The sequence below is a fragment of the Bhargavaea beijingensis genome (genome assembly GCF_900101985.1).
Lineage (GTDB): Bacteria > Bacillota > Bacilli > Bacillales_A > Planococcaceae > Bhargavaea > Bhargavaea beijingensis.
In genome coordinates, this window is record NZ_FNAR01000004.1 from 160,708 (window position 1) to 187,229 (window position 26,522).

Genomic DNA, 26,522 nt, shown 5'->3' on the forward strand with positions numbered 1-26,522 from the left:
TTTGAGACATATTAGAAGTCTCAGACTCGTAAATGCCATGGATAGGAGCATGATACCAATTGCATGAATTCCCCTAGATCAGCCCCCGTGTTTTTGCTTACCGCGGGTTTCGTAACGTAAAACAAGATCCGGGCCTGCAGATGTTTTTTCAACCAAACAGCGGACCGGGCTTGTGGGCACCGGTCCGCCTTTTGTTCAGATATACCATCCGCCATTGACTTTGATGATCTCGCCGGTGATGTAGCGGGATTGTTCACTGAGCAGGAAGTCCACCGTTCCTGCCACTTCTTCAGGGGAACCCGGGCGCATCAGCGGAATCTCTCCGAACGCCATCCGGCGCTCTTCCTCATCCAGATGGCTGTTCATTGATGTCTCGATCCAACCGGGGGAGACGGCGTTCACCAGTACATTCGAGGCGGCAGCTTCCTTGGCGTAGGCCTTGACGAATGCATGGACCGCTCCCTTGACCGCGGAATAGGCCACTTCCCCGGCAGCTCCCGTGTCCCCCCAGATCGAGCCGATCATAACTACGCGGGAAACGGGATGGCGGCGCAGTTTTTCTGAAACCAAGCCGATATACCGCATCGGATTGGCGACATGGACTCGCCAAAGGGCGTCTAGGTCATCCATATCCGTGTCCGACAGCAGTTTGGTCATTCCCTGACCGGCGCACGAAACGACCGCCTGTATGTCGCCGGTTGCGGCTGCCAGGCGATCTCCTCCGTCCGGAGCAGCGAAATCCGACTTCACCGCCATGAACCGTTGGTCTGGATACGTCTCTGTCAGCCGCTTTTCAAGTGTGGATGCGGAATCACAGGAAGAGTTGTAATGAAGGTACAGGGACCAACCGGAGGCAGCCAGCCGCTCGGCAACAGCGGTTCCGATTCCGCCGGATGCCCCGAGCACCGCCGCTGTCTTGGACAGGGTCACTTTCCGTTCGCCGGAGGCTTTACTGTAAAGACGGTGCGCGCCTTCTCATCCGTGAGCGGCACGAGAACATCCTGTAGATCCTTCACTTCCAGCGCCTCCAATGCGGTGACGGTATCGAACAGGTTCATGCCATTGAATGCATAGCGGGTGAACTGGTTCGCGATATATTCGACCGAGTTCAAAGCGCGCATAAAGAAGCCGATCCTTCTTCTCCGCTGGCGATCCAGATCGTCCTGGCCGAACGGGAATTTCTCGGAAGCCCACTCCAAGGTATCCCGGATCTTCTGTGCCAGCTTTTCCGGCTCGGCACTGTCGGAGCCGATCACCGAAAAAGCAAAGCCTTCTTCGGCGGTAAAGTCAGTGGAAAACGATTCGTCGATCAGGCCTTCCTCATAGGCTTCGGTGTAGAACTTGGAAGTCTTCCCGTACAGGAGATCAATCATGATCTGGTAAGCCAGCTCCTGTTTCAGGCCTTCCAGCCCCTCGTCTGCCAGTGCAGGCAATTTGATGCCGACATGGACCTTCGGTTTGGATACATCCATCTCCAGACTGCCTTCCTTCACGGCCGCTTCCATCTTCTCCTGCGGGAATTGACGGACGATCCGTTCCGGCTGATCGAATGTCTTCGCGGCCTGGTTGTCTCGGATGAATGACATCATCTCTTCAGGATCAACCGCTCCCACTGCAAATACCAACATGTTCGAAGGGTGGTAGAACGTGTGGTAGCACTCGTACAGATGGTCTGCAGTGATTCGTGAAATCGATTCGACCGTTCCGGCGATATCGATCTTCACCGGATGCTCCCTGTACAGGTTCTCGATCGTTCCGAAATACGCGCGCCAGTCAGGCAGGTCGTCGTACATCGTGATCTCCTGGCCGATGATGCCTTTTTCCTTTTCGACGGTCTCCTCCGTGAAATAGGGAGCCTGGACAAAATCCAGAAGAAGTTCGGTATTCGGATAAAGATTCTCTGTAGCGGAAAACAGGTAGGCCGTCCGTGTAAAGGATGTAAAGGCGTTAGCGGACGCCCCGTTCATCCCGAACTTCTGGAAGACATCCCCGTCTTCCTTTTCGAACATTTTGTGCTCCAGGAAATGGGCGATGCCGTCAGGAACGCGGACCATTTCCTGCTTGCCCAGCGGGATGAAAATGTTGTCAATGGACCCGTACCGGGTCGTGAACGAGACATAGGTTTTCGAAAAGCCGGATTTAGGCAGGATAAACACCTGCAGCCCGTTCGGCAGGGTCTCATGGTAAAGCGTTTCATTGACTCGGCTATATTCAAGCTTTTTCATCAGCCGATTCCTCCTTTCCAGAAAGCAGGTAGACAAGCTGGCGATCGATCTTTCCGGCCATTTCCCGGATATCATCGGCCGTCACAGGCTCCCACTTTGCAATCCATCCTTCCGGCGTGAAGCCGCCCGGCAGGTCCTTGTACTGGTCAAAGATCTCGATCTGGCCCCTTGAAGAATCAAGCGCTTCGCGAAGCTGGTTGGCCAGCATGGCCTTTGTCTGGCTCAGCTCGGTGTCCGTGATCTCTCCGGCTCTCATCGCTGCAAGCTGTTCATCGATCAGCTTCGTCGCCTTATCTGCTAGATCGGCATCGATCCCGGCCGAAACGGTGATGAGCCCATATCGGGACAGGTAGGAGCTGGCCGCATAGTACGCCATGCTTTCCTTTTCCCGGACGTTCATGAACAGCTTGGAATGAGGGAATCCTCCGAAGATGCCGTTTGCCAGCTGCATTTTCGGGAAGTCTGCCGTGCCGAACATGACAGGCGTGCTGAATCCGATGTGGAGCTTGCCCTGTTTCATGTTCTGCTTTTCCGACACACGGCCTTCCCTGCCGGTTCCCCGGTCCGCTTTTTCAGGCTGCACGGCCGGTACACGCCCTTCGAAACGGAAGGCTTCTTTTAGTGAGGCGGTAATGGCTTCCTCATCCACTGCTCCGACGACATAGATTTCAATCTCGTCTTCACTGGTCATCCGCCGATAGGCTTCCATGACTTTTTCGGGAGTCAATGCTTCCAGAAAAACTTCTTCACCGGTGGCCCTGATGGACTCGGGACCGTCAGGACGCATGAGCGTCAGCAACCGCTGTTGCGCATAACGGGTTTTATCGTCGTAGATGGAGCGGACTCGTTCAAGTACGGTCTGTTTTTCCCGCTCGAAAATCTGCTGCTTGAAGACCCCGTCCTCAAGATTTGGCCGGAGCACGGCATCAGCCAAAAGCCGGACCGTCCAGTCTGTAATATCTTCATCTCGGATCAGCCGGTCGTCCACGCACTCGGCGTTCACTGACAGATAATGATAACCGCCGCGTTTGCCGACATCTGTATAGTAGAGAGTTCCGTACATCCCCTCCAGCGCCTGCCGGAGTGCCGAGCGGCTCGGATATGCCTCCGTGCTGTCTTCCAGGATATTGGCCAGGACAGCGCGCTCGGAAGCCCCTTCCGCGGTCAGCGGCTGCTTAAACCTGATGGAGAACGTCAATGTCTTAAATTGTTCGGTTCGGCGCACGTACAGGCGGACGCCCTGTGTCAGTCGAGTTTCCGTAAACATGGGACACCTCGTTTTCATTCAAATTTGTATCAAGTATTCACCAATTCCACTATACCCAACCCGGCGGAGGCATGGCAAACTTTGGAGCGGATTTCACGGCTGCAAATCAAAGAGCAGGCCCATGAAGGACCTGCTCCTGCCGGATTTACCGGCTTCCTTTGATATATGGCTTTCCGTTTGCCTTCGGCCCGGTCGCTTTGCCGATAAAACCGGCGAGGGCGAGGATTGTGACTACGTATGGCAACGCATGAAGATAGCCCGTCGGGATTTCCTTGATGATCGGAATACTCGGCCCGACAACTGCCAGCGCTTGGGCGAAACCGAAGAAGATGGCCGCCCCCATGGCACCGATCGGATGCCATTTACCGAAAATCATCGCGGCGAGGGCCATGAAGCCCTGGCCATTGATGGTCGCATGACCAAAGTCTCGCGTCATGGTCTGTGAATAGATCGCTCCGCCGATTCCGGCAAGTGCGCCGGAGATGATGACGGCAATGTAGCGGATCTTGTTGACATTGACGCCCATCGTGTCCGCCGCCATCGGGTGTTCCCCCACAGCACGGAGCCGAAGGCCGAACGGGGTTTTATAGATGACATACCAGGTGACGATTGCGACCGCGATTGCGAGAATGCTCGAACCGTAGACACCTTTAAAGAACATCGGCCCGATAACAGGAATGTCCGACAGGAACGGCACATCAAAGTTCGGAATCGCTTTTTTGATGAAGTCGGTCTGGCCCTTATCAAAAATCATTTTTGTCAGGAACAGGGCGATCGCCAGTCCGAGCATGTTGATGGCAACACCCGAAACGACCTGGTCGGCCCGGAATGAAATGGATGCGACCGCGTGGAGGATGGCAAACACACCCGAGACGACCATCGCGGCGATCAGGGCGATCCATGGCGTCCACGAACCGAATGTATCATAGAAAAACAGGTTAAACAGGATACCGATAAATGCGCCCATGACCATAAGGCCCTCCAGGGCGATGTTGACGACACCGGACCTCTCGGAAAAGACGCCGCCAAGCGCGGTGAAAATCAGCGGTGCTGCATAGGCGATGGACACCGGCACCATGAAGTAAAGGATATCGAGGAAGCCCATGTCACTTCTCCCCCTTTTTCTTGGACATCTTGGTCAGGAAGAGACGGATGGCATAGCCGCACGCCACGAAGAAGATGACGAGCGCGATGACAATCTGGACAACCTCTTCCGGAATCTGCGCGGCGTTCGGCATGTTGAGTGCACCGTATTTCAGCGACCCGAACAGGACCGCACCGAAAATGACACCAAGCGGGGTGTTGGCTCCGAGGAGGGCAACCGCAATCCCATCAAAACCGATGCCGGTGAAACCGCCGCGCGTGTACATATTGCCGAACGTTCCGAGCCCTTCCATCGCGCCTGCCAAACCGGCGAAAGCACCGGAAATGACCATAGACAAGATAATGTTCTTGCCGATCTTCATACCTGCATATTGCGATGCATGCTCATTGAATCCGACGGCCTTCAGTTCAAAGCCGGTTGTTGTCTTTTCAAGGATGAACCACATAACGACAACCATCAGCAACGCCACGATGATTCCGTAATGCAGCCTTGAATAATCAGTTAGGGAAGACAGGAATTCCGAACGCAATGATGCCGATTCCAGAATCCGCTCGGTCTTGTCCCCGCCGCCCGACCACGTTTTGATGAGTGCGTTGACTACGTGGAGTGCGATGTAGTTCATCATAATCGTCACGATGACTTCGTGGATTTTCATCTTCGCCTTTAAAAGTCCCGGCAGGAAGGCCCAGAGCGCGCCTGCTGCCGCTCCCGCCAAGATAGATAACGGAAGATGGATGACTTTCGGCAAGTCGAAGGCGGCGCCGACATAGACCGCTGCAAACCAGCCGACAATCAGCTGTCCCTCGACCCCGATATTGAAGAGGCCGGTGCGGAAAGCAAATGCCACCGCCAGGCCGGCGAGAATGTACGGCGTGATTTGGCGGATGGTTTCCCCGATGGCGTAGGAATCACCGAAAATCCCTTGCCAGAGTGCGATATACCCCGCGACCGGATCGTAGCCGCTCACCAGCATGACGATCGCCCCGACCAGCAGGCCGAGGATGACGGCGATGGCCGGCACGAGGAGGTTGATCATTCTATTCGACATGTTTGTTGACACCTTCTTCCGCCTGCCTGGCAGCCGCTTGTCTTGAATGGCCGGCCATGAGCAGGCCGAGTTCCTGTTCATCCGTCTCCGACGGGTACACCGTGTCAATGATTGAACCATCATAGATGACGGCGATCCGGTCGGATACATTCATGACTTCATCCAGTTCGAACGAGACGAGGAGCACTGCTTTGCCGCTGTCCCGCTGCTCAATCAGCCGGCGGTGGATGAATTCGATGGCCCCGACATCAAGACCGCGGGTCGGCAGAGCCGCGATCAGTAGATCCGGATCCCGCTCGACTTCCCGGCCGATGATCGCTTTTTGCTGGTTTCCTCCGGAAAGGGCGCGTGCAGGTTCATGCGGCCCTTGCGTACGGACATCGTATTGGGCGATGATATCTTTCGCTTTTTTTTCGATTGCGGAATAATCCATGATTCCGCCTTTGGAATAAGGCGGACGGTAGTATGTCTGAAGACCGATATTGTGGCCGATGGGAAAATCCAGGACAAGGCCATGCTTGTGCCGGTCCTGCGGAATATGGCCGATCCCGCTTTCCGTAATTTCACGCGGCTTGCGGTTGGTGATGTCTTTTCCGTTGATCAGGATCTTTCCCGATTGCGCCTTGCGAAGTCCGGTGATTGCTTCAATCAGCTCCGACTGGCCGTTGCCGTCAATACCGGCGATGCCGACAATCTCACCTTTGCGGATGGTCAGGCTGAGATTCTTGACCTTGGAGATACCGCGCGAATCCTCAACAGTGAGACCATCAATCTTCAGCACTTCCTCTTTAGGATGGGCCGGTCCTTTTTCGGTCTTGAAGGTGACCTGGCGGCCGACCATCATCGAAGCCAACTGCTCAGGGTTCGTATCGGCTGTCTCGACGGTTCCGATCCCCTTTCCTTTCCGGATGACGGTCACCCGGTCGGACACGTCCATGATTTCCTGAAGTTTGTGGGTGATCAGGATAATGGACTTGCCTTCGGCGATCAGCTTTTTCATGATTCCGATCAATTCGCTGATTTCCTGAGGAGTCAGTGAAGCCGTCGGCTCATCGAAAATCAGGATATCCGCACCCCGGTAAAGCGTCTTCAGGATTTCAACACGTTGCTGCATTCCGACCGAAATATCTTCGATCTTGGCGTTCGGGTCAACATTCAGGCCGTATTGTTTCGACAGTTCCGCCACTTTCTTGGCGGCACCGGCTACATTGACCGTGCCGTTCTTTTTCGGCTCATTGCCAAGGATAATGTTTTCGGTTACGGTGAAGTTTTCTACCAGCATAAAGTGCTGGTGGACCATCCCGATTCCAAGCTTATTTGCGACATTCGGGTCGGTGATGTCCGCTTTATTGCCGCGGACCCTGATTTCCCCTCCGTCCGGCTGGTAAAGGCCGAAAAGCACGTTCATGAGTGTGGATTTTCCGGCGCCGTTCTCACCGAGAAGCGCGTGGATTTCACCCTTGCGGAGCTGGAGGGTGATGTTATCGTTAGCTACGAAATTGCCGAACTCCTTGCGGATGTTGAGCATTTCGATCACGTATTCCAATGGTTTCACTCCTTTATCCTAAAACCTGCCTATCGCCTGTAAACTGATACAGGAAAGACTTCCTGTCAGGAAATCTTTCATCTATCATTTACATTCATCATTTAGTACATAAGGAAGCATGAAGACCGGACGTCCCGGCCCCCATGCTCAACACATCCATTTCTTACTTGGGTTCTTTACCTTCCGGGTATTCCTTGACTTCGATTTCGCCGGAAGCGATTTTTTCGTTGTACTCTTCGATTTTGGCCATGACATCTTCAGGAATCGCGCCGCGGGAATCAGCAAGTGCGACACCGTCATCCGCAATTCCGTATGTGATCACTTCGCCGCCAGGGAATTCGCCGTTCATCGCTTTTTCGGAGATGTCCTTGACCGCCACGTCAACACGCTTCAGCATCGAAGTGAGCGTGACGTTCGTGTCGCCGACCGCTCCTTCGTCGTACTGGTCGGAGTCAACGCCGATTACCCATACGTTTGCATCCGGGTCGTTTGCCTTGCGCTCTTTCGCCTCGGAGAAGACGCCGTTGCCCGTACCGCCCGCTGCGTGGAAGATTACGTCAACGCCGCTGGAGTACATGCGGTTGGCAGTTGTTTTTCCGAGCTCTGCCTTGTCGAATGCGCCAGTGTATTGGACATCAACTTCGATGGACGGGTCGACCGCCTTAACGCCCTGTACGAAACCGGACTCGAAGCGGTAGATGACTTCGTTTTCCATGCCGCCGACAAAGCCGACTTTCTTGCTTTCTGACATAAGCCCCGCTGCGACGCCGGCGAGGAAGGAACCTTCATGCTCTTTGAAAAGGAGGCTGACCGTGTTTGGCTGCTCGACAACTGCATCGATGATTGCAAACTCGGTGTCTTTCTGCTGGGAAGCGATCTCATCAAGCGCGTCCTGCATCATGAAGCCGACACCGAAGACCAGGTTAAAGTCGCGGCGCGCCAAAGCGTTCAGGTTCGGGATGTAATCTTCTTCACCTGCGGACTGGAGATAGTCAAAGCCGCCGTCGCCTTTTTCAAGGCCCTTGTCTTTTCCGAATTCCTGAATCCCTTTCCAGGCAGCCTGGTTGAACGACTTATCGTCAACGCCGCCGACATCAGTGACCATTGCTACGGAGAACTCGGAGGAGGACTCTCCGCCTGAGTTATTGCCTTCGTTCTTTGCTTCTTCACCGTTGTCGGAGCCGCATGCGCCGAGGAGCGTGCCCGCAGCCAAAAGAACCGACAGCGCAAGACCAAACTTGCGTTTTGCCATTTGTGGTACCCCCTAAAATTGTTGTGAAAATATGCTTGTTTGATAGCAGGAAGGTTGTCTGTCTTACAATCGTTTCCGCAAAACGTGGAAGTTGAATTTATCGCCTTTAAAGTAATTGCGGGAGTAGAGAATGACCTCTTCGCCCTCCGCGTAATGGGATTGCCGCAGCATCAGCAGCGCGGTCTCCGGTTCACATTCGAGGATCGGAGATGCCTCCTCGTCGTACCCGACCGGTTCAATCTGGGCCACCGCCTGTGTAATCCTCAGGTTTCCTGTCCGCTCGATCGCCTCGAAGATGGATTCGTCTTCCTGTTTCAGGAATTCTTCTCCGACGTACCGGGACGGAAAGGTATCGATGCAGTAGACAACCGGTTCGCCGTCCGCTGTCCGGACACGCTTGATTGTCATGACCTTCTCATCCGGACCGCATGCGAAGCGCTCCATGTCTTCCTCCGTTGCAGGTTCCTCGGAAGAGCTGATGAAGTTGGTCCCCGGCGTCATGCCCACTTGGCGGATCATGTCCGATACGCTGGCCAGCTCTTCGATGCCTGCTGTAAACAGCGGCCTCGGATTGACGAAAGTCCCGACACCGTGCCTTCGGACAATATAGTGCTCTTCCTCCAGCAGGCGGAGCGCCTCGCGAAGAGTCGCTCTTGACACGCCCATGATCTTTGCGAGTTCGAACTCGGAAGGGAGTTTTTCTTTTTCTTTGAACACCCCCGACGCAATGTCCCGTTTGAGCTGCTCGATCACCTGAAGATACAAGTGCCGGTGGTCCGCTTTTACCGTCATGAAATCACCACCAAATCAAAGAGATCAGACATCTGATGTAAAACCTTCCTCCTAATCAGACATACTATATCATTTTTGCTACCCCAAAGAAATACCTTTCTTTCTAAATTCGAAGACAAATTCATACTTACGCCCCATCTTTGTAAACAAAACGACATGATTAAACGCTTTCTTTTTTGATAAAGCGCTTTCTTTATTTCAAAGTTATTTCGAAAAAGGTCCTCCTAATTCCACTTAAGGTCCTCCCAATTTACTGAAACAGCCCAGAAACCTCAGCTAAGCAAACTGACCATCGGTTTTAACAAATGAAAAACTGCAGGCAAAGAGAGGACGCTCGCTTTGCCTGCAGTTCAGAACGGCCATCATTGCGTAATGGCCTGTATGAGATTTAATGTTCATCCGGATGGTCCTGGATAAGTACCTGTCGCGGTTTGCTTCCTTCGTGCGGGCCGACCACTCCGCGCATTTCCATCTGGTCGACGATGCGGGCGGCTCTGGAGTACCCGATCCGGAATCTGCGCTGGAGCATCGACACCGAAGCCTGCCGCATGCTGCGTACAAGGTCGACCGCTTCATCATACAGTTCATCCGTCTCTTCTTCAGGTGCGGTTTCTTCCACCTCGGTCGGGATCATCGATTCCTCATACTGTGCCTTTTGCTGGCTGATGACGAAATCGACGACTTCCTCGACTTCCTGGTCGGACAGGAACGCCCCCTGAATCCGGGTCGGCTTGGATGCCCCCGCCGGAAGGTAAAGCATATCCCCGCGGCCGAGCAGTTTCTCTGCTCCGCCGGAATCCAGGATCGTCCGCGAATCCACAGCCGACGAGACGGCAAATGCGATCCGGGACGGGATGTTCGCCTTGATGATGCCCGTGATGACATCCACGCTCGGGCGCTGTGTCGCAATGATGAGATGGATGCCCGCTGCACGGGCCATCTGGGCGATCCGGGTGATCGAGTCTTCCACGTCGCTGGATGCGACCATCATGAGGTCAGCGAGCTCATCGACAATGACGACAATGTAGGGGAGCCGGGGATGCTTCTCTTCGTTTTCCTCATTCCATTCATCGATATGGTTGTTGTAGCCCTCTATATTCCTTGTCCCGGTATGAGAAAAGAGGTCATACCGCCGCTCCATCTCCGCAACCACTTTTTTAAGTGCCTGCGAAGCTTTCCGGGGATCGGTGACGACCGGCGCAAGTAGATGCGGCACGCCATTGTACACATTGAGCTCAACCATTTTCGGGTCGATCATCATGAGCTTGACTTCATGCGGTTTGGCTCTCATGAGGATACTGATGATGATTCCGTTGATGCACACACTCTTCCCGCTGCCTGTCGCCCCGGCAACGAGCATATGCGGCATTTTATTCAGTTCGGCCATGACGGCGTCACCGGAAATGTCCCTCCCGAGTGCGACCATCAGTTTGGAATCCGGCCGGTTGTTGTTCCGGGACTCCAGTACTTCACGAAGAGAGACCATCGCCACTTCGGTGTTCGGAACCTCGATGCCGACTGCGGATTTCCCCGGAATCGGCGCTTCGATCCGGATATCGCGTGCCGCAAGGGCAAGAGCGATGTCGTCCGCAAGACTGACAATCCGGCTGACCTTCACGCCCGTGGCCGGCATCACTTCATACTTGGTGACGGCAGGTCCGAGATGGACTTCCGTGACGCTCGCCTTCACGCCGAAACTGTGGAATGTTTTTTCAAGTTTTTCGGCATTATGCTGAATCATATTGTATTCGCCGCTCTGGTCATTTTCAGGAGGCGGATTTAACAGAGAAACAGGCGGCAGCACGAAATCCTCGTTTACAGGCTGCGCATCGCCGATGTCCCGGATTTCCGCACCAACATCCTGTTCTCCTCCTTTTTGATTGGCGGCTGCAGCCGTTTTTTCTGCACCAGGCTCTTTCTTCACCCGCTCGGTAAAGGAAGAAATGATCGGCTGCACACGGACCGGCTCAGGCTGGGCAACAGGAGCGCCGGAACGGTCATCCGGGGACTGCAATTCCGATGAAGTGCCCCCGGCGGATGCCGCTTCTTCGTCTGCGGCGGCACGGCGGGATTTCCGCGGCTCTTTCGGCGCCCTCGTTTTCTTCTCCGGCTCCGGCCGGTCGGGCTTGCGTTCTCTTGAAAACCATTCCCGTACCGAATCCAGCATTTCCGGAATCTTTTCGGCCAAATAAGGAACGAGTGCCTTTCCGGTAAGCAGAATCAGACCCATCGAAAGCATAATGATCCCTGCAATCGTTGCGCCTGCAGAATCGAACAGGACATGGAACATGGCAAACAAAAGTCCGCCGATCATACCGCCTCCGAGCGAAACGGAAGGATCCGTGATACCCCCGTCAGTGACAAGGATGAGCCAAGTTTCTTTTAATGCCGAAGTATTCTGCAGCCGGCCGCTTTCATACCGCTCCGTGAAGAGAAGCACGTGGCTGAAAAGCGTCAGGCTTCCCAGAACGAGGAGCAGCCCACCGACAATCCGGTTCCTCAGATCTGGGATTTCACGCTTCACCATCAAAAGAAGCGCAAATATGAGGAAAAGAAACGGAAGTGCCGCATGCCAGTTTCCGAAAAGGAACCGGGCAGCGTTGCCAAGTGCCCTCCCGACAAACCCGAGATCAAAAAATGTAATGATGGCAAGCCCGGTCATGACGAGGCCCGACAGCTCATATCCAAGTGGATAGAGTCCGGTTTTCTTCTTTTTTGCGGATGTTCTGCGTTTTTTCTTTTTATTGCGTTTGGTTGCCATCTGGTTCACCCCCATCGATGAAAACGGGATTTCCCGCCAGTGACGGCGAAGAAATCCCGTTTTGTTCTATCTCTGTCGCCCCGCTCAGTATTCCATGATGATCGGGATGATCATCGGGCGGCGCTTCGTCTTCTGGTAGAGGTATGAATTGAGTGTATCGCGGATTTCCTGCTTGATGCTCGTCCATTCGAACGATTCTTTGTTGGAATATTTACCGACGATCTTCTTCACAAGTTCTCCTGCCTCGCCGATCAGCTCGCGTGAATCCCGCACGTAAACAAACCCGCGGGAAAGGATTTCCGGACCGGCCGCAATCGTTTTTTTCTTCCGGTTAAGTGTGATGACGACGATGAAGATGCCATCTTCGGAAAGGAGTTTCCGGTCGCGCAGGACGATATTGCCGATATCCCCGACACCGCTTCCGTCAATCAGCACATTGCCTGCGGTTACCCGGCCGGTCATGCGCATCTTGCCGTTTTTATACTCGACGATATCTCCTTTGTCCGCGATGAAGATGCGGGACTTTGGCAAGCCTGTTTGCTGGGCCAGCTTGGAATGGGCGATGAGCATCCGGTATTCACCCTGGATCGGGATGAAGAATTTCGGCTTCATCAGGTTGAGCATCAGCTTCAGGTCTTCCTGGCTGCCGTGCCCCGATACATGGACTTTGCGGCTGGAGGTCAGGACATCTGCGCCCGCCTTGGCCAGTTCGTTCATCGTATTATACATCCCGACTTCCATGCCCGGAGACGGGGTGAATGTGATGAGAACCGTGTCTGTCTCCTTGATCCGGATGTCCTTGTGCTGGCGCTTCACGATGCGCTCGAGCGCGTGGAGCGGTTCTCCCTGGTTGCCGGTCACGATGATTGCCACTTCGGAGTCATCGTACTTGGCGATTTCCTTGACAGGGATGACGAGGCCGTCCGCAACGTCCAGGTAGCCGAGCTTCATGCCGACTTCGAAGTAGGTTTCAAGAGACTTTCCGATCACCGCGACTTTGCGTCCCGATTCCGCGGCCCGGTCAAACACCTGCTGCATACGGATGAAATTGGAGGCATAAAGGGCGATGAGGATACGCCCCTGCGCCTTATGGAATGTCTTGGACAACTGTTCCGCGACGACGGACTCCGGCGTCGTATGTCCCGGACGCTCGGCTTCCGACGAATCGGACATCAGAATGAATACGCCTTCGTCCCCGATCGCCGCCATCTTCGAGATGTCCGGCCGGTACTTGCCTTTTGCCGACTGGTCGAACTTAAACTCTCCCGTATGCACGATGGCACCCTCGCTTGTATGGAAGACGATTCCGAGAGAGTCCGGAATGCTGTGTGTCGTATGGAAAAACGTCACATACGTTCTTCCGAAGTTCATCCGGCTCCTGTTCGACACTTCGAAGAACTTGATGTTTTTAGGCGTCTGCTTGTTCTTCAGATGTTCTTTCGCCAGGGCGATGGTCAGCTTCGAGCCGTAGACAGGCGCCTGGACTTTGCTGAGCAGGTAGGCGATCGATCCGATCGCATCTTCATGTCCATGGGTCAGGAAGATCCCTTTCAGGCGGTCTTTGTTTTCTTCGATGTAGGTCATATCCGGAATGACGATGTCGATGCCGAGCATTTCCCCTTCCGGGAACATGAGCCCGCTGTCGACGATGAATATCTCATCATCGATTTCGACCACATACATCGCTTTCCCGATCTCTCCCACTCCTCCGAGGGGGATGACCCTGATGTTTTCGTTTTTTGTCTTGGTCAATGGTTCTCCTCCTAAATCATACCCGATCCATATCCGCTATCCCCCATTATACGGTAGCCGTACAATCTAGACAAATTAAAAAAGTGCTGAAATAGATGTTTGTCGCAACGTGAACGGACCGATCGTCCGGCCGGAAGCCGACCTGGTTATCCGGCACCGGTCAAGCCGGGATTGATCCGGACTGCATCTGGTCGGCTGCTGTTCGGGGAGTCATGGTGTCTTTCACGGAAAGTCGGTGATCATTGGGAGGCGCTTGCTGATCTTTCGGCTGACCTTGATGATCGTTCAGGATTTTCGCCGCAGCAAAGATAAAAAACGAACGGCCGGGCAAACTGCCCCGGCCGTTCGACAGCAAATGTCCGCTGCAGAATCCCCTGTCTTATTCAGGCTCCCGTTGCGGCACGAAAATCACTCATCGCCTGCCCGACAATCCTGGTCCCTTCCCCGTCCAAAGGCATGATCGGGAGGCGTACCGTGCCGGCGTCAAAACCGGCCAATTTCAGTGCATGCTTAACAGGTGCGGGACTCGGGCGGGAAAACAGGGCTTCCGACAATCGGCTGACTTCCGCATGAAGACGGGCAGCCTCTTTCCGGTCACCGCTTTTATAAGCAACGACCATCCGCTGCATCTCGGGACCGGCCACATGCGAGGCAACAGAGACGACTCCGTCCCCACCGATTGCAAGCACAGGAAGTGTCAGGCCGTCATCGCCGCTGTAGAGGCGGAATCCGCGGTCGGTCCCGGCAATGATCCGGGTCATGGCGCCGAGATCACCGCCCGCTTCTTTGACCGCCCTGATATTCGGGATGCAAGACAGCGCAATGACTGTTTCCGGCTCCAGCCGGGATGCAGTCCTGCCCGGCACATTATAGAGCATGACAGGAAGCTTCGTGCTGCCCGCAACTTCCTTGAAATGCGCATACATCCCCCGCTGGTCGGGACGGTTATAATACGGGGCCACCAGCATGATGCCGTCCGCCCCCGCAGCTTCGGCTTTTTTCGTCATCTCGATTGTTGCGGCTGTATTGTTGCTGCCCGTACCGGCAATAACGGGAACTTTTCTTCCGGCTGCCTCGACGGCAAGCCGGATGATTTTTGCTTTCTCTTCTTCGTTCAATGTCGGTGATTCGCCTGTCGTCCCGCAGACGACAATGGAATCTGAACCGTTTTGTATCAAATAATGAACGAGGGCATGCAGGCGGCCCTCGTCAACTTTTCCATTTTCACCGAACGGCGTGACCATCGCCGTCGCTATACTGCCGAGATCCATCGGCTTTTTCCCCTTTCAGCAACCCGTCCGCGATCAGCGCTTCCGCAATCTGGATTGAGTTGAGGGCAGCTCCCTTCAGGAGGTTATCCGCGACCACCCAGAAGTGGAACGCGCCCGGAGTATCGAGATCCCTCCTGAGGCGTCCGACGAACACATCGTCCTTTCCTTCTGCGAAGAGCGGCATCGGATAGGTCTGACTCTCCGGATCATCCATCAAGGTGATACCTTCTGCACGTTGCAGCGATTCCCGGATGCCGGCCGTATCGGCGGTCGGTTCGTCCGTTTCAAAATAAACCGATTCTGAGTGGCCGGTAACCACCGGGAGACGGACACATGTCGCGGCGACGGAAAGTTCCGGCATGCCCATGATCTTCTTTGTCTCATTGATCATTTTCCACTCTTCGAAGGTGTAGCCGTCCTCACTGAACACATCGATCTGCGGCACTGCATTAAAAGCGATCGGGTAATGTTTCTTGTCACCCTTGACCGGAAGAAGCCCCGCCTCCGCCCCTGCCCGGTTCTCCATGTCCGTACTTTGTTTTTCCAGCTCGCCGATCGCGGCAGCACCCGCTCCGGAAACCGCCTGATACGTCGAGACGATCACTTTCTTCAGGCCATACTTCCGTCGGACCGGTTCCAGTGCCGCCACCATCTGAATCGTCGAGCAGTTCGGGTTCGCTATGAGGCCGCGGTGCTCCTTTAGCGCTTCACGGTTGACTTCGGGAACAATAAGCGGAGTGTCGGGATCCATGCGGAACGCGCTCGTATTGTCGATGACGACCGCTCCGCGGCGGACCGCTTCTGGCGCCAGTTGTTTGGAGACGCTCCCTCCCGCGCTGAAGAATGCGATATCCACTCCGTCAAAGCGTTCGGGCGCCGCTTCCTCAATGGTATATTCCTTGCCGCCGAACTCCACTTTGCTTCCGGCAGATCGGGCAGAGGCAAGGAAGAGAATATCATCCGCGGGAAATTTCCTTTCTTCCAGCTTCTTTGCGATTCCTTGGCCGACCGCACCTGTAGCTCCGACAATTGCAACACGATATCCCATGGTAAAACACTCCTCAAATTTCATGATCGAATGTTCAGTATTATAGCATGTTTTAAAGTGTTTTCGGAGAATTATTCGTGATTAAGTATTTTCATGCCTGATCAGGAGTGGCTGAAGCTGCTCGCCTTTTAATGCGGCCTCGACCGTATCGACCATTTTTGTGAAATCACTGATCAGGGAATTCGGTTTTTTTACGGGATCGTCCTGACCGAATGGGATGAAAAAGATGTTTTTCGTGTTCAGCAGTTTCATGATATTCGTCCCGTTCAAGCCGAGTGCATCGTTGGTGGATATGCCGATGACAACCGGCGTACCGTTCCTGAGCGTGGCCTTGGCGGCCATCAGCACGGGGGAGTCCGTGATGGCATTTGCGAACCTTGAGATGGAGTTCCCTGTCATCGGGGCGATTACCATGCAGTCAACCGGTGTCTTTGGACCGAACGGCTCAGCCTCCGCGATGGTCGTAATAATGTCGGCCCCTGCAGCTTCGCGTATTTTATCCATCCATTCTTCGCCTGTCCCGAAACGGGTCGCGGCGGTCAGCACAGAGTTGGTGATGACCGGCACGACCGTGGCCCCCCTGTCGGTGAACGCCTTGATTTTCGGAATCACATCCGCATACGTACAGTGAGATGCGGTGATGCCGAAACCGATTCTCTTGCCGTCGAGCATCCTGACTCTCCTTCCGCTAGTTGTCCATTCTGCACAGTGCCTCCGAGAGGATCCGGGCGGCCTCGTCCGGAAAATACCGTCCCGGCAGCGCAGGCAGTAACCTATAGTATTCATGGACGGATCCGGGCTTTAGGCACCCGGGCGCGGAAGCCAGGTCATAAATGCGTGACGTGTAGAACGGGCTGGAAGGATCAAGCCACTGTGACGGAATCGTATTGACGAGAATGCCGTCCCGTAGGCCGGCTCCGTCAAACTCCAGAATGCCGAAACCTTCGCTCAGGGCTTCCGCAGTCTGCAAAGGGGAACGGGCAAGCACAGATACTTCTGCGCCCATTGCACGCAGCAGCCTGGCAGTAGTTTTCCCGACCCGACCGTAGCCGGCAATGATCCATTGCCGGCCCGCTATGGGCCCTTCCCCAAATTGGTAGAGCGTTGCAAGAAATCCTTCTGCTGTCAGACATGCATTTTCCCAAATGAACCGCTCTTCCTGCAAGTAAAATCGGGGCGTTTTACCGGAGAGTTCTGCCGCTTCTTTCCAGGAAGCATCAATCCTTCCCGCGAACAGACAGCTTACTTTTTCAAGAACGCCCGGTGCCGGTGCGCCTTCCGGCGGATGGATCGGCAGCACCACTCTTATGGGCGATTCATTCAGCATGAGCGCATCCGTTTTTTCATCCCATTGATCACGCCCGTGATGAATGACCGTGAATCCTTTTTTCCGAAGGTGAGCTGCGGCTTTTTTGAATCGGGCATCGGATCCGATAATCAGCCAATCCGGGCGGGTCATTCAAACAATCCCTCATGGATCGGACGCGTTTTCCTAAACAGAATCCGGTCATCCCCGATCAGCACGATTTCTTCCCAAGGAATGTATTCCGCTTCTCCGGACGTTTTCCGGCCCCCCTGCAGCCAGCCGGTCCGGCGCTTGAGTTCGAAGCCGTGGATCCGGCCGCTTTTCGGGTCAAACAGCATTTCCGTATCGGCAAGCAGCCCGTACCGGACGCCGTCCTCCATCTGGATCAATTCTTTTTCGGCCATTGTCGACAGCAGCATCTTCCACTCCCCCTTTTCCTAAACTATATGCGCCGCCCGGGCGGATGTTCCGTAACGGAAATGTCCGGATTCAGCAAATAAAACCGGAAGGCCATAGCCCTCCGGTTTCAGTTCGGAATGATGATGGATTCCGCTGGCGGTCCCGAAAAGACTCTTTCGGCAATGCGGTGAATCTGCTTGCCGTCCACTCGCCGGAATTCATCCATCACTTGATCGATATCCTTATGTTCTCCGGTGAAAAGTTCGTTTTTCGCATTCCGGCTCATCCTCGAGGCCGGTGATTCAAGTCCCAGCAGGAGGCTTCCTTTCATCAGGCCGACCGCACTCCCGATTTCGGTATCGGAAACGCCATCCCTTAAAAGCCGGGAAACTTCATTCCCGATCACCGTCCGGGTCTCTTCCAGACGTGCCGGCGACGTGCCGGCGTAGATGGTGACGGACCCGGAATCAGCATAGGAAGAGTGGTAGGAGTAGACGGAATAAGCGAGTCCCCTCTCTTCACGGATTCTCTGGAAGAGCCTTGAGCTCATGCTTCCGCCGAAAAGCGCATTCAGGATCATCAAGCCATAAATGTCGGGATCCTGGACATCCATCCCCGGATAACCCATGCACAAATGGGCCTGCTCCGTGTCTTTCCGTTTTCGGACGGCGCCCGGCGTGAAGGCTGGCCGTTCCACAGGAAGCGGAACCGCGGCTCCTCCGGTGAATGTCCCGAAACGTTCCTCGAGACGGCTGATCAGCTTCTCATCCAAACAGCCCGCCGCGGAGATGACAATCCGTTCCGGCTGGTACTCTCGTTTCATGAAGCCAATGGTTTCTTCCCTGGTAAAGCTGCTGACTGTTTCCGGATAGCCGAGGATCGGGCGGCCCATGGGATGCCCGGGATACATGGCCGCCTGCAGCTGTTCATGGACGTCATCGTCCGGCGTGTCGGCAACCATAGCGATTTCCTCGAGGACTACGGACTTTTCCTTGCGCATCTCCCGCTCATCAAAAGCCGAGTTGAAGAACATGTCCGCCAGCACATCGACTGCAATGGGCGCATCTTCTGCAAGTACATTAACGTAAAAACAGGTTTCTTCCATTGCGGTATAGGCGTTGATCTCTCCGCCTGTCCGGTCGATCGCTTCCGCGATGTCCTTGGCCGTCCGGACGGCTGTTCCCTTGAATAGCATATGCTCGATGAAATGGGCCATTCCGGCTTCCCCGGCGGCTTCATTTCTAGCGCCGGCCTTGACCCAGATACCGATCGCCACCGAGCGGATATGCGGCATCTGTTCTGTAACGATCCGGACCCCATTGGTACATTCTCTGGTCTGGAGCATCTCTTCTCCCCCCTTTGGTTATTTCTATGTTTTCATCTCCGCAATCATAGCTGGCCGGTAAAAAGAGGGCCGGCCGAACCGGCCGCCCTCTGGTGATGGTTATTCGGTTTTGCCGGCCTCTTCCCCGGCTTCCTTCTCCTCTTTCAGGACTGCCTTACGGGACAGGTTCACCCGGTTGTGGTTGTCGATTTCGACGACCTTCACCCGTACAACATCGCCGATCGACAGGACGTCCTCGACTTTGTTCGTCCGCTGTTCCTGAATTTCCGAAATGTGGAGCAGACCGTCCTTGCCCGGGAAGATTTCAAGAAATGCGCCAAATTTCTCGATGCGCTTGACCTTGCCGTCATAGTATTCGCCGACCTGTGCTTCACGGACAATGTTTTCGATCATCGATTTCGCTTTTTCGTTCATTTCCTGATTGATCGAAGAGATGTAGATCGTGCCATCCTGCTCGGTATCGATCTTGACACCTGTCTCATCGATGATTTTGTTGATCTGCTTGCCGCCCGGCCCGATCACGTCCCGGATCTTTTCAGGCTTGATCTGGATGACGATAATCTTCGGAGCGTGTTCGGACAGCTGCCCGCGAGGTTCGGAAATGGCAGACATCATGTTTTCCATGATGTGCATCCTGCCCGCTTTTGCCTGTTCCAGTGCTTCTTCGAGGATTTCACGGGACAATCCCTCGACCTTGATGTCCATCTGAAGGGCTGTGATGCCTTTTTCCGTTCCGGCAACCTTGAAGTCCATGTCTCCGAGAGCGTCCTCCATCCCCTGAATGTCGGATAGAACGGTATAGTTGTCACCCTTTTTGACGAGGCCCATGGCAATTCCCGCAACCGGTGCCTTGATCGGGACTCCTGCGTCCATCATCGCCATCGTGGATGCGCAGATGGATGCCTGGGAAGAAGAACCGTTGGATTCCAGAACTTCCGAGACGAGGCGGATTGTGTATGGAAATTCTTCTTCCGACGGAACGATCGGTTCAAGGGCCCGTTCGCCAAGTGCGCCGTGCCCGATTTCCCTGCGGCCCGGAGAGCGGATCGGGCCCGTCTCGCCGACACTGAACTGAGGGAAATTGTAATGGTGCATGAACCGCTTGGATTCCTCGAGGCCAAGACCGTCAATGATCTGGACGTCGCCGAGCGCACCGAGTGTGCAGATGCTGAGCACCTGGGTCTGGCCGCGGGTAAACAGAGCGGATCCGTGTGTCCGGCTTAGGATTCCGGCTTCGGAGGACAGCGGACGGATTTCATCCGGTTTCCTGCCATCCGGCCGGATTTTTTCGTCGGTGATCAGTCGGCGGACTTCGTCTTTGATAAGCTTGTCCAGAACGGCCCGTACCTGCCCGAGGTCCGTTTCCTCTTCGGATTCCGCATAAGCTTCGATGACCGAAGCTTTGACTGCCTGGATCGCCTCTTCTCGGGCGTGCTTTTCTTTTGTCTGGATGGCATCAAGAAGAGAAGCTTCCGCTTTCTCGCGGATTTCCGCCATCAGTTCCGCGTCCAGTTCGAAGAGGGTGATCTCCTTTTTCTCTTTACCGGCTTCACGGGCGATTTCTTCCTGGAAGGCGACCAGGCGCCTGATTTCCTCGTGGCCGAACATGATTGCTTCCAGCATGACGGATTCTTCCACTTCTTCCGCGCCGGCCTCCACCATGTTGATGGCGTCTTTGGTTCCGGCGACAATCAGGTCGATATCGCTTTTGGCTTCCTGCTCGACAGTCGGGTTGATAACGAATTCGCCGTCAATCCGGCCCACCTTCACTCCTGCAATCGGACCGCCGAACGGAATGTCCGACACCATTAGGGCGAGCGAGGAACCGAACATGGCGGCCATCTCGGATGAGCAGTCCTGGTCGACCGACATCACCATCGAAATGACTTGCACTTCGTTCCGGAAACCGTCCGGGAAAAGAGGACGGATCGGGCGGTCGATCAGCCGGCTCGTCAGAACCGCTTTTTCGGAAGGACGGCCTTCACGTTTGATAAAACCGCCGGGAATTTTGCCGACAGCGTAAAGGCGTTCTTCATAGTTGACAGTAAGCGGGAAAAAGTCCAGCGGCTTCGGCTCCTTGGATGCCGTAGCCGTTGACAGGACCGCTGTATCGCCGTAGCGGATGAGCACGCCTCCGTTCGCCTGCTTCGCGAATTTACCCGTCTCGACGATCAGCGTCCGGCCGGCCCAATTAAATTCGTACGTTTTGTGATTCTCGTTCATCATGGGGCTCCTCTCTTCTGTGCATAACGCTATACCGGGTGCCTGTCCGTCTGCAAGCGCAACCAAACGGAGCGGTGGCAGGCCGGAACAGCCGTCAAACGTATGTACTCACTCCCCATAGTGTACCAAAATTCGCATAGTGATGCGAAAGGATTTGCGGGGGAAACGCATTTAACGGTTATGGATTTACGCAATAAAAAAAACGGGCCGCAGCCCGCTTTTTGTATGTGCAATCTTATCGGCGAAGGCCAAGCTTCGCGATGAGGTCACGATAACGCTGAACGTCGTTTTCACGAAGATACTTGAGCAGATTCCGGCGACGGCCGACCATTTTGTAAAGGCCGCGGCGGGAGTGGTGGTCTTTCTTGTGTGTGCGCAAGTGTTCGTTCAGGTTGTTGATCTCTTCCGTGAGGATAGCGATCTGGATATCAGGGGATCCCGTATCCGATTCGTGTGTGCGGAACTCTTGGATGAGTTCATTTTTACGCTCTTTTGTAAGTGCCATCCTGTTCACCTCCAAATCAGTTAGTTAACATCCCCAATTCCCGAGCAAACGTTGGTGAGTCGATTGCCAAGCAATGGTTGAGTGCTTCAGCACACGAGTATCATACCACAGCCCGCAAGCCGATTCAACTGTCAGGATGTGCGGCAAGAATTTGCCGGGCCTCTTCCTTGTCCCGTCCGATCTGGACTTTCAGCTCTTCGATTCCGCTGAATTTGCGCTCTTCCCGGATCCGTCTGATCCAGCGCACCCGCACTTCCTTCCCGTAAAGGTCACCGTCAAAGTCGAGCAGATGAACCTCGACCGAAAGGAAGGTGTCGGAAGGATCCTTAAAAGTGGGACGGTAGCCGGCATTAAGGACACCGTCATGGATCATGCCGTCCGTTTCGAATCTGGCGGCATACACACCCGGCGCCGGAAGGCACGAACCGGGAACCGGATCGACATTGGCAGTCGGGAACCCGATCAGCCGCCCCCGCTTGTCGCCCTCAATGACGGTTCCGTCGGTCATGAGCGGGCGGCCAAGAAGCTCCGCGGCCCCGGATACATCCCCCTCGCTGAGCATCAAACGGATGCGGGTCGAGCTGATTTTCTCTTCCTCTTCGGATACTTGTCCAATCACCGAAACACCATAATCCCCTCCGGACATGTTTTCCAGGTCCTCGGGCTTACCCTTGCCGAACCTCCCGAAGGAAAAATCAAAACCGCATGTGATGTGGCGGACGCCCAGCTTCCGGATATAGCAGTCAATGAACTGTTCGGGACTCATCGATGCAAATTCCTTGGTAAAGCGGATGACGAATACCGTATCCGTTCCCATCTCTTCAAGCAACTGCATTTTCTGCTTATAGGGTGTAATGTATGTGACTTCCTTCCGGTTGCCGAGTATGGCAGAGGGGTGCGGATCAAACGTCATGACCGCCGGGACTAAGCCTTGTTCACGGGCCACTTCCAGGGCATGGCCGATCACTTCCTGATGCCCCCGGTGGATGCCGTCAAAAAATCCGGCTGCCACCGAGTATTCCCGGCCGCCTGTTTCCGGTATTTCGGGATAGTCAATGTGATGGATTTTCAATTTGTTCACCTCTTGTCTTCAGCCATGCCAAACATTTTCTCGGGCTTCATCAGCCCGTTTTTTTCAGGGTGACGCCGGTATACGGCCACCGCCCGGCCGCCATTGCAATAAACGATTCGCGGGTGCTCCGAAAGCAGCGGGTGCGCAGGCAGCACTTGTCCGTTCAGGATTTTGGGGAGAAGCAAATCATCTGCAAGAACCTGAGGAAATTCGGACAAAGCCTGTTCAACGGGGAGCAAGGCTGCTTCCAGGGTGCCGCGGTCCCTCTCTTGTTCTACGTCTGACAGAGTCAGGCAGTCTTCTGCCTTGAAGGGCCCCGATGCAGTTCGGACAAGGGAGGACATATGTGCGGGATAGCCCAGCTTCTCGCCGATCTGCACGGCAAGCGTACGGATATACGTTCCCTTGCCGCAAACGACCCTGATGCGGAATTCAACCTCGGTTCCCTCGAACATCTGACCGCCGGACAATAGTTCAATCTCCCGGATGCGGACTTTCCGTGACGGGCGCTCCACGGATTGTCCAAGACGGGCATACTCATACAGCCGCTTTCCGTTCACCTTCACCGCCGAATACATCGGGGGGATCTGTGTGATTTCCCCGGTAAGTGATTGGAGAACGGCCTGTATTTCGCTGACGGTGAAACACTTCGGTTCCAAGTTTTCTTCCACGGTTGCGCCCGACGAATCCTCGGTCTCTGTCGCACGGCCGATGCTGACGACGGCCTCATAGGTCTTGCCCATGTCCGTCACATACTCGGCCGCCTTTGTTGCACGGCCCAAACAGATCGGCAGCACGCCCTCGACATCGGGATCAAGCGTGCCAGTGTGGCCGATACGCTTCATCCCGAGAATTTTCCTTAGCCGGAAAACACAGTCGTGTGAAGTCATGCCCTTTTCTTTCCATAGTGGAAGGATTCCCTCAAGCATGGCGTTAACTCCTTTCCTATGTACGGAAAACAAGCCTGCATGCCGGAACGGCTGCAGGCTTATTCTCAGTCTTCCGGCTTTGACTCGTTGACCTCGCGGAGAAGCGACTCAATCCGGTTGCCGTAGTCGACGGACTCATCAAATTCAAAAAGCAGTTCCGGCGTCTTTCGCAGGCGGATCCGACTCCCGATTTCAGAACGGATAAACCCTTTGGCCTTTGTCAGGCCTTTTAGCGTATCCTCCTTCTGGCGGTCATCGCCCAGCACGGAGATAAACACGGTCGCCTGCTGGAGGTCGCCGGTCACTTCGACATCGGTGACCGTGACGAACCCGATTCTAGGGTCCTTCAGTTTTCGGCCGATAATATCGCCCAATTCTTTTTTCATCTGTTCCGCCACGCGGTTTGCCCTCATTGTCATATCGAACACCTCGGCTTCCGCTATAAATGATACTTCTTGCTGCTTGTCATCTCCCAGCCGGAATGGGACATCAGAAAGTTCAGCACCCGGTCGATCTCACGTTCGGCTACCGTCCCCGAAGAAGAGACCGCCGCCAAGGAGAGGCCGGCACGCTGCCAAAGATCCTGATGGTCCGTTTCGGCGATGGAGATGTTGTACTGCTGGCGGGCTCTAGTGAGCATGCGCTGCAAAATCGCCCGCTTTTCCTTTAGCGAATGTGTTTCGTACAGGAAGAATTCACATTCGGCGGCGACAATCACTTCCGCTCGACTTCTTCCATGACAAACGCTTCGATGACATCGCCTTCTTTGATGTCATTATAGTTTTTGATGGTCAGGCCGCATTCATACCCGCGGGCGACTTCTTTAACATCATCCTTGAAGCGTTTGAGTGTATCGAGCTCGCCTTCGAAAATGACAACGCCGTCGCGGATTACCCGTACGCCAGAATCTCTTGTGACCTTGCCGTCGGTTACATAGCCGCCGGCAATCGTACCCACTTTTGAAACTTTGAAGGTTTCGCGCACTTCCACTTGGCCGATGATCTTCTCCTCGAACTCCGGATCCAGCATGCCCTTCATCGCAGATTCAATCTCTTCAATCACCTTGTAGATGATGCGGTGGAGACGGACGTCGACGCCCTCTTCTTCAGCAGCTCGTTTCGCGTTCACATCCGGGCGGACGTTGAATCCGATAACGATCGCATTGGATGCAGCCGCCAGCGTGATGTCCGATTCGGTGATGGCTCCGACACCGGTGTGGATGATCTTGACGTTGACGCCTTCGACCTCGATCTTCATGAGGGATGCGGCAAGCGCCTCGACCGTACCTTGAACGTCCGCCTTGACGATCAGGTTGATGTCTTTCATCTCGCCCTGCTTCATGTGTTCGAACAGGTTATCGAGGGTTACACGGTTCTTTTCGCCCCGTTGTTCCTGGAGATCGTCCATCGCACGTGATTCACCGACCTGGCGAGCTGTCTTCTCGTCCTCGAAGACGACGAAGCGGTCACCGGCAAACGGCACGTCACTCAGGCCTGTGATTTCAACAGGTGCCGAAGGAAGGGCTTCTTTTACCCGGCGGCCAACGTCATTGACCATTGCACGGACACGGCCGTATGTGGAGCCGACAACAATCGGGTCACCGACTCTAAGTGTTCCTTCTTGCACGAGGAGAGTTGCCACGGCGCCACGGCCCTTGTCCAGCTGGGCCTCAATGACGGTTCCGCGGGCATTCTGGTTAGGGTTGGCCTTCAGCTCTTCCACCTCGGAAACGAGAACGACCATTTCAAGCAGGGTTTCAATGCCCTCTCCCTTCAGAGCAGATACCGGAACGAAGATCGTGTCCCCGCCCCAGTCTTCCGGCACAAGGCCATGCTCGGTAAGTTCCTGCATGACTCTGTCAGGATTGGCTGTCGGTTTGTCGACCTTATTGACCGCCACGATGATCGGCACTTCTGCCGCTTTCGCGTGGTTGATTGCCTCAATTGTCTGCGGCATGACCCCGTCATCCGCCGCGACAACAAGGATTGTGAGGTCAGTGATTTTGGCGCCGCGCGCACGCATTGTTGTAAATGCTGCGTGCCCCGGTGTATCAAGGAAGGTAATTTTCTTACCGTTCGCCTGAACTTGGTAGGCACCAATATGCTGGGTGATGCCGCCTGCTTCTCCCTCGGTCACCTTCGTATTGCGGATGGAGTCGAGAAGGGTGGTTTTCCCGTGGTCAACGTGACCCATGATTGTAACGACCGGCGGGCGTTCTCCCTTAAGATCTTCCGCGCCTTCCTCTTCTTCGAAGTAGGTTTCAAGGTCAGTCCGGTCGATGCGGATTTCTTCTTCCACTTCCACGCCGTAGTCTGCACAGATCAATTCGATTGCGTCTTTATCAAGCTCCTGGTTGATCGTTGCCATAACGCCGAGCATAAAGAGCTTTTTAATAATTTCGGACGGTTCCCGGCCAAGTTTTTTCGCAAGTTCAGCTACGCTCAGCGACTCGTAGAACGTGATTTTTTCCGGCAGCGGCTTTGGTGTGCGCGGTGCCTGCTGCTGGCTATAGTTTCTCTTCTTGCCCTGGTGGGTGCCGCGGATCTTGCGGCCACCGCCCCGGCGATTTCCGCCACCCTGGCCGCCTGGCCGGTTGTTGCCGCCCTGGCGGTTGCCGCCGCCTTGGGATGCCGGACGGTTGCTGCTGCCCTGGCCGCCCTGGCGGTTGCCGCCGCC

General features: G+C 54.8%; 23 protein-coding genes. All 23 read right to left on the minus strand.

Annotated features, from left to right (window positions below):
- Window positions 1-195: 195 nt before the first annotated feature.
- Window positions 196-930: an elongation factor P 5-aminopentanone reductase gene (gene ymfI, locus BLT01_RS05210; protein WP_245696874.1), complete on the minus strand. Its 735-nt coding sequence runs from the start codon at window positions 928-930 to the stop codon at window positions 196-198.
- Window positions 927-2,225 (minus strand): EF-P 5-aminopentanol modification-associated protein YfmH, encoded by a 1,299-nt coding sequence (gene yfmH / locus BLT01_RS05215; RefSeq protein WP_092095348.1) that lies wholly within the window; start codon window positions 2,223-2,225, stop codon window positions 927-929. Before yfmH ends, ymfI begins: the two co-directional genes overlap by 4 nt.
- Window positions 2,212-3,492 (minus strand): EF-P 5-aminopentanol modification-associated protein YfmF, encoded by a 1,281-nt coding sequence (gene yfmF / locus BLT01_RS05220; protein WP_092095351.1) that lies wholly within the window; start codon window positions 3,490-3,492, stop codon window positions 2,212-2,214. The genes yfmH and yfmF overlap by 14 nt, the downstream gene beginning before the upstream one ends.
- 145 nt (window positions 3,493-3,637) lie before the next feature.
- Entirely contained in the window at window positions 3,638-4,597 is a 960-nt protein-coding gene (locus BLT01_RS05225; protein WP_092095354.1) for an ABC transporter permease, read from the minus strand.
- Window position 4,598: 1 nt separating this feature from the next.
- The gene (locus tag BLT01_RS05230; protein WP_092095357.1) at window positions 4,599-5,645 is read right to left on the minus strand and encodes an ABC transporter permease; all 1,047 of its coding nucleotides are present in this window, start codon (window positions 5,643-5,645) and stop codon (window positions 4,599-4,601) included.
- The gene (locus tag BLT01_RS05235) at window positions 5,635-7,191 is read right to left on the minus strand and encodes an ABC transporter ATP-binding protein (RefSeq protein ID WP_092095360.1); all 1,557 of its coding nucleotides are present in this window, start codon (window positions 7,189-7,191) and stop codon (window positions 5,635-5,637) included. Before BLT01_RS05235 ends, BLT01_RS05230 begins: the two co-directional genes overlap by 11 nt.
- 163 nt (window positions 7,192-7,354) lie before the next feature.
- The gene (locus BLT01_RS05240) at window positions 7,355-8,443 is read right to left on the minus strand and encodes a BMP family lipoprotein (RefSeq protein WP_092095362.1); all 1,089 of its coding nucleotides are present in this window, start codon (window positions 8,441-8,443) and stop codon (window positions 7,355-7,357) included.
- 63 nt (window positions 8,444-8,506) lie between these two features.
- Window positions 8,507-9,235: a GntR family transcriptional regulator gene (locus BLT01_RS05245; protein ID WP_092095365.1), complete on the minus strand. Its 729-nt coding sequence runs from the start codon at window positions 9,233-9,235 to the stop codon at window positions 8,507-8,509.
- 388 nt (window positions 9,236-9,623) lie between these two features.
- Window positions 9,624-11,996 (minus strand): DNA translocase FtsK, encoded by a 2,373-nt coding sequence (locus tag BLT01_RS05250; RefSeq protein WP_092095368.1) that lies wholly within the window; start codon window positions 11,994-11,996, stop codon window positions 9,624-9,626.
- Window positions 11,997-12,080: 84 nt separating this feature from the next.
- Window positions 12,081-13,748 (minus strand): ribonuclease J, encoded by a 1,668-nt coding sequence (locus tag BLT01_RS05255; protein ID WP_092095371.1) that lies wholly within the window; start codon window positions 13,746-13,748, stop codon window positions 12,081-12,083.
- Between the two features lie 383 nt (window positions 13,749-14,131).
- Window positions 14,132-15,019, minus strand: a complete 888-nt coding sequence (gene dapA / locus BLT01_RS05265; protein ID WP_092095376.1) for a 4-hydroxy-tetrahydrodipicolinate synthase — start codon at window positions 15,017-15,019, stop codon at window positions 14,132-14,134.
- Window positions 14,973-16,067, minus strand: a complete 1,095-nt coding sequence (gene asd / locus BLT01_RS05270; protein WP_092095379.1) for an aspartate-semialdehyde dehydrogenase — start codon at window positions 16,065-16,067, stop codon at window positions 14,973-14,975. The genes dapA and asd overlap by 47 nt, the downstream gene beginning before the upstream one ends.
- Window positions 16,068-16,148: 81 nt before the next feature.
- Window positions 16,149-16,739 carry a dipicolinate synthase subunit B gene (locus BLT01_RS05275; protein ID WP_092095382.1) on the minus strand — a complete coding sequence of 197 codons (591 nt, stop codon included), beginning with the start codon at window positions 16,737-16,739 and terminating at the stop codon, window positions 16,149-16,151.
- Window positions 16,740-16,755: 16 nt separating this feature from the next.
- Window positions 16,756-17,526, minus strand: a complete 771-nt coding sequence (locus BLT01_RS05280; protein WP_092095385.1) for an NAD(P)-dependent oxidoreductase — start codon at window positions 17,524-17,526, stop codon at window positions 16,756-16,758.
- Complete coding sequence (locus BLT01_RS05285) at window positions 17,523-17,792, minus strand: YlmC/YmxH family sporulation protein (RefSeq protein WP_092095388.1); 270 nt, start codon at window positions 17,790-17,792, stop codon at window positions 17,523-17,525. The genes BLT01_RS05280 and BLT01_RS05285 overlap by 4 nt, the downstream gene beginning before the upstream one ends.
- Window positions 17,793-17,899: 107 nt before the next feature.
- Window positions 17,900-19,117 (minus strand): M16 family metallopeptidase, encoded by a 1,218-nt coding sequence (locus tag BLT01_RS05290; protein ID WP_092095390.1) that lies wholly within the window; start codon window positions 19,115-19,117, stop codon window positions 17,900-17,902.
- Window positions 19,118-19,216: 99 nt separating this feature from the next.
- The gene (locus tag BLT01_RS05295; RefSeq protein WP_092095438.1) at window positions 19,217-21,340 is read right to left on the minus strand and encodes a polyribonucleotide nucleotidyltransferase; all 2,124 of its coding nucleotides are present in this window, start codon (window positions 21,338-21,340) and stop codon (window positions 19,217-19,219) included.
- Between the two features lie 235 nt (window positions 21,341-21,575).
- On the minus strand, window positions 21,576-21,845 hold the full coding sequence (gene rpsO, locus BLT01_RS05300) for a 30S ribosomal protein S15 (protein ID WP_076756497.1): 270 nt from the start codon (window positions 21,843-21,845) through the stop codon (window positions 21,576-21,578).
- Between the two features lie 124 nt (window positions 21,846-21,969).
- The gene (locus BLT01_RS05305) at window positions 21,970-22,917 is read right to left on the minus strand and encodes a bifunctional riboflavin kinase/FAD synthetase (protein ID WP_092095393.1); all 948 of its coding nucleotides are present in this window, start codon (window positions 22,915-22,917) and stop codon (window positions 21,970-21,972) included.
- Window positions 22,918-22,922: 5 nt separating this feature from the next.
- Window positions 22,923-23,846: a tRNA pseudouridine(55) synthase TruB gene (gene truB, locus BLT01_RS05310; RefSeq protein ID WP_092095395.1), complete on the minus strand. Its 924-nt coding sequence runs from the start codon at window positions 23,844-23,846 to the stop codon at window positions 22,923-22,925.
- A gap of 65 nt (window positions 23,847-23,911) precedes the next feature.
- Window positions 23,912-24,265, minus strand: coding sequence for a 30S ribosome-binding factor RbfA (gene rbfA / locus BLT01_RS05315; RefSeq protein ID WP_092095397.1), 354 nt, complete (start codon window positions 24,263-24,265; stop codon window positions 23,912-23,914).
- Between the two features lie 20 nt (window positions 24,266-24,285).
- Window positions 24,286-24,564 (minus strand): DUF503 domain-containing protein, encoded by a 279-nt coding sequence (locus BLT01_RS05320; RefSeq protein WP_092095400.1) that lies wholly within the window; start codon window positions 24,562-24,564, stop codon window positions 24,286-24,288.
- Window positions 24,561-26,522: translation initiation factor IF-2 (gene infB, locus BLT01_RS05325; RefSeq protein ID WP_092095402.1), on the minus strand; the 1,962-nt coding region annotated here is incomplete at its 5' end. The genes infB and BLT01_RS05320, both read right to left, overlap by 4 nt.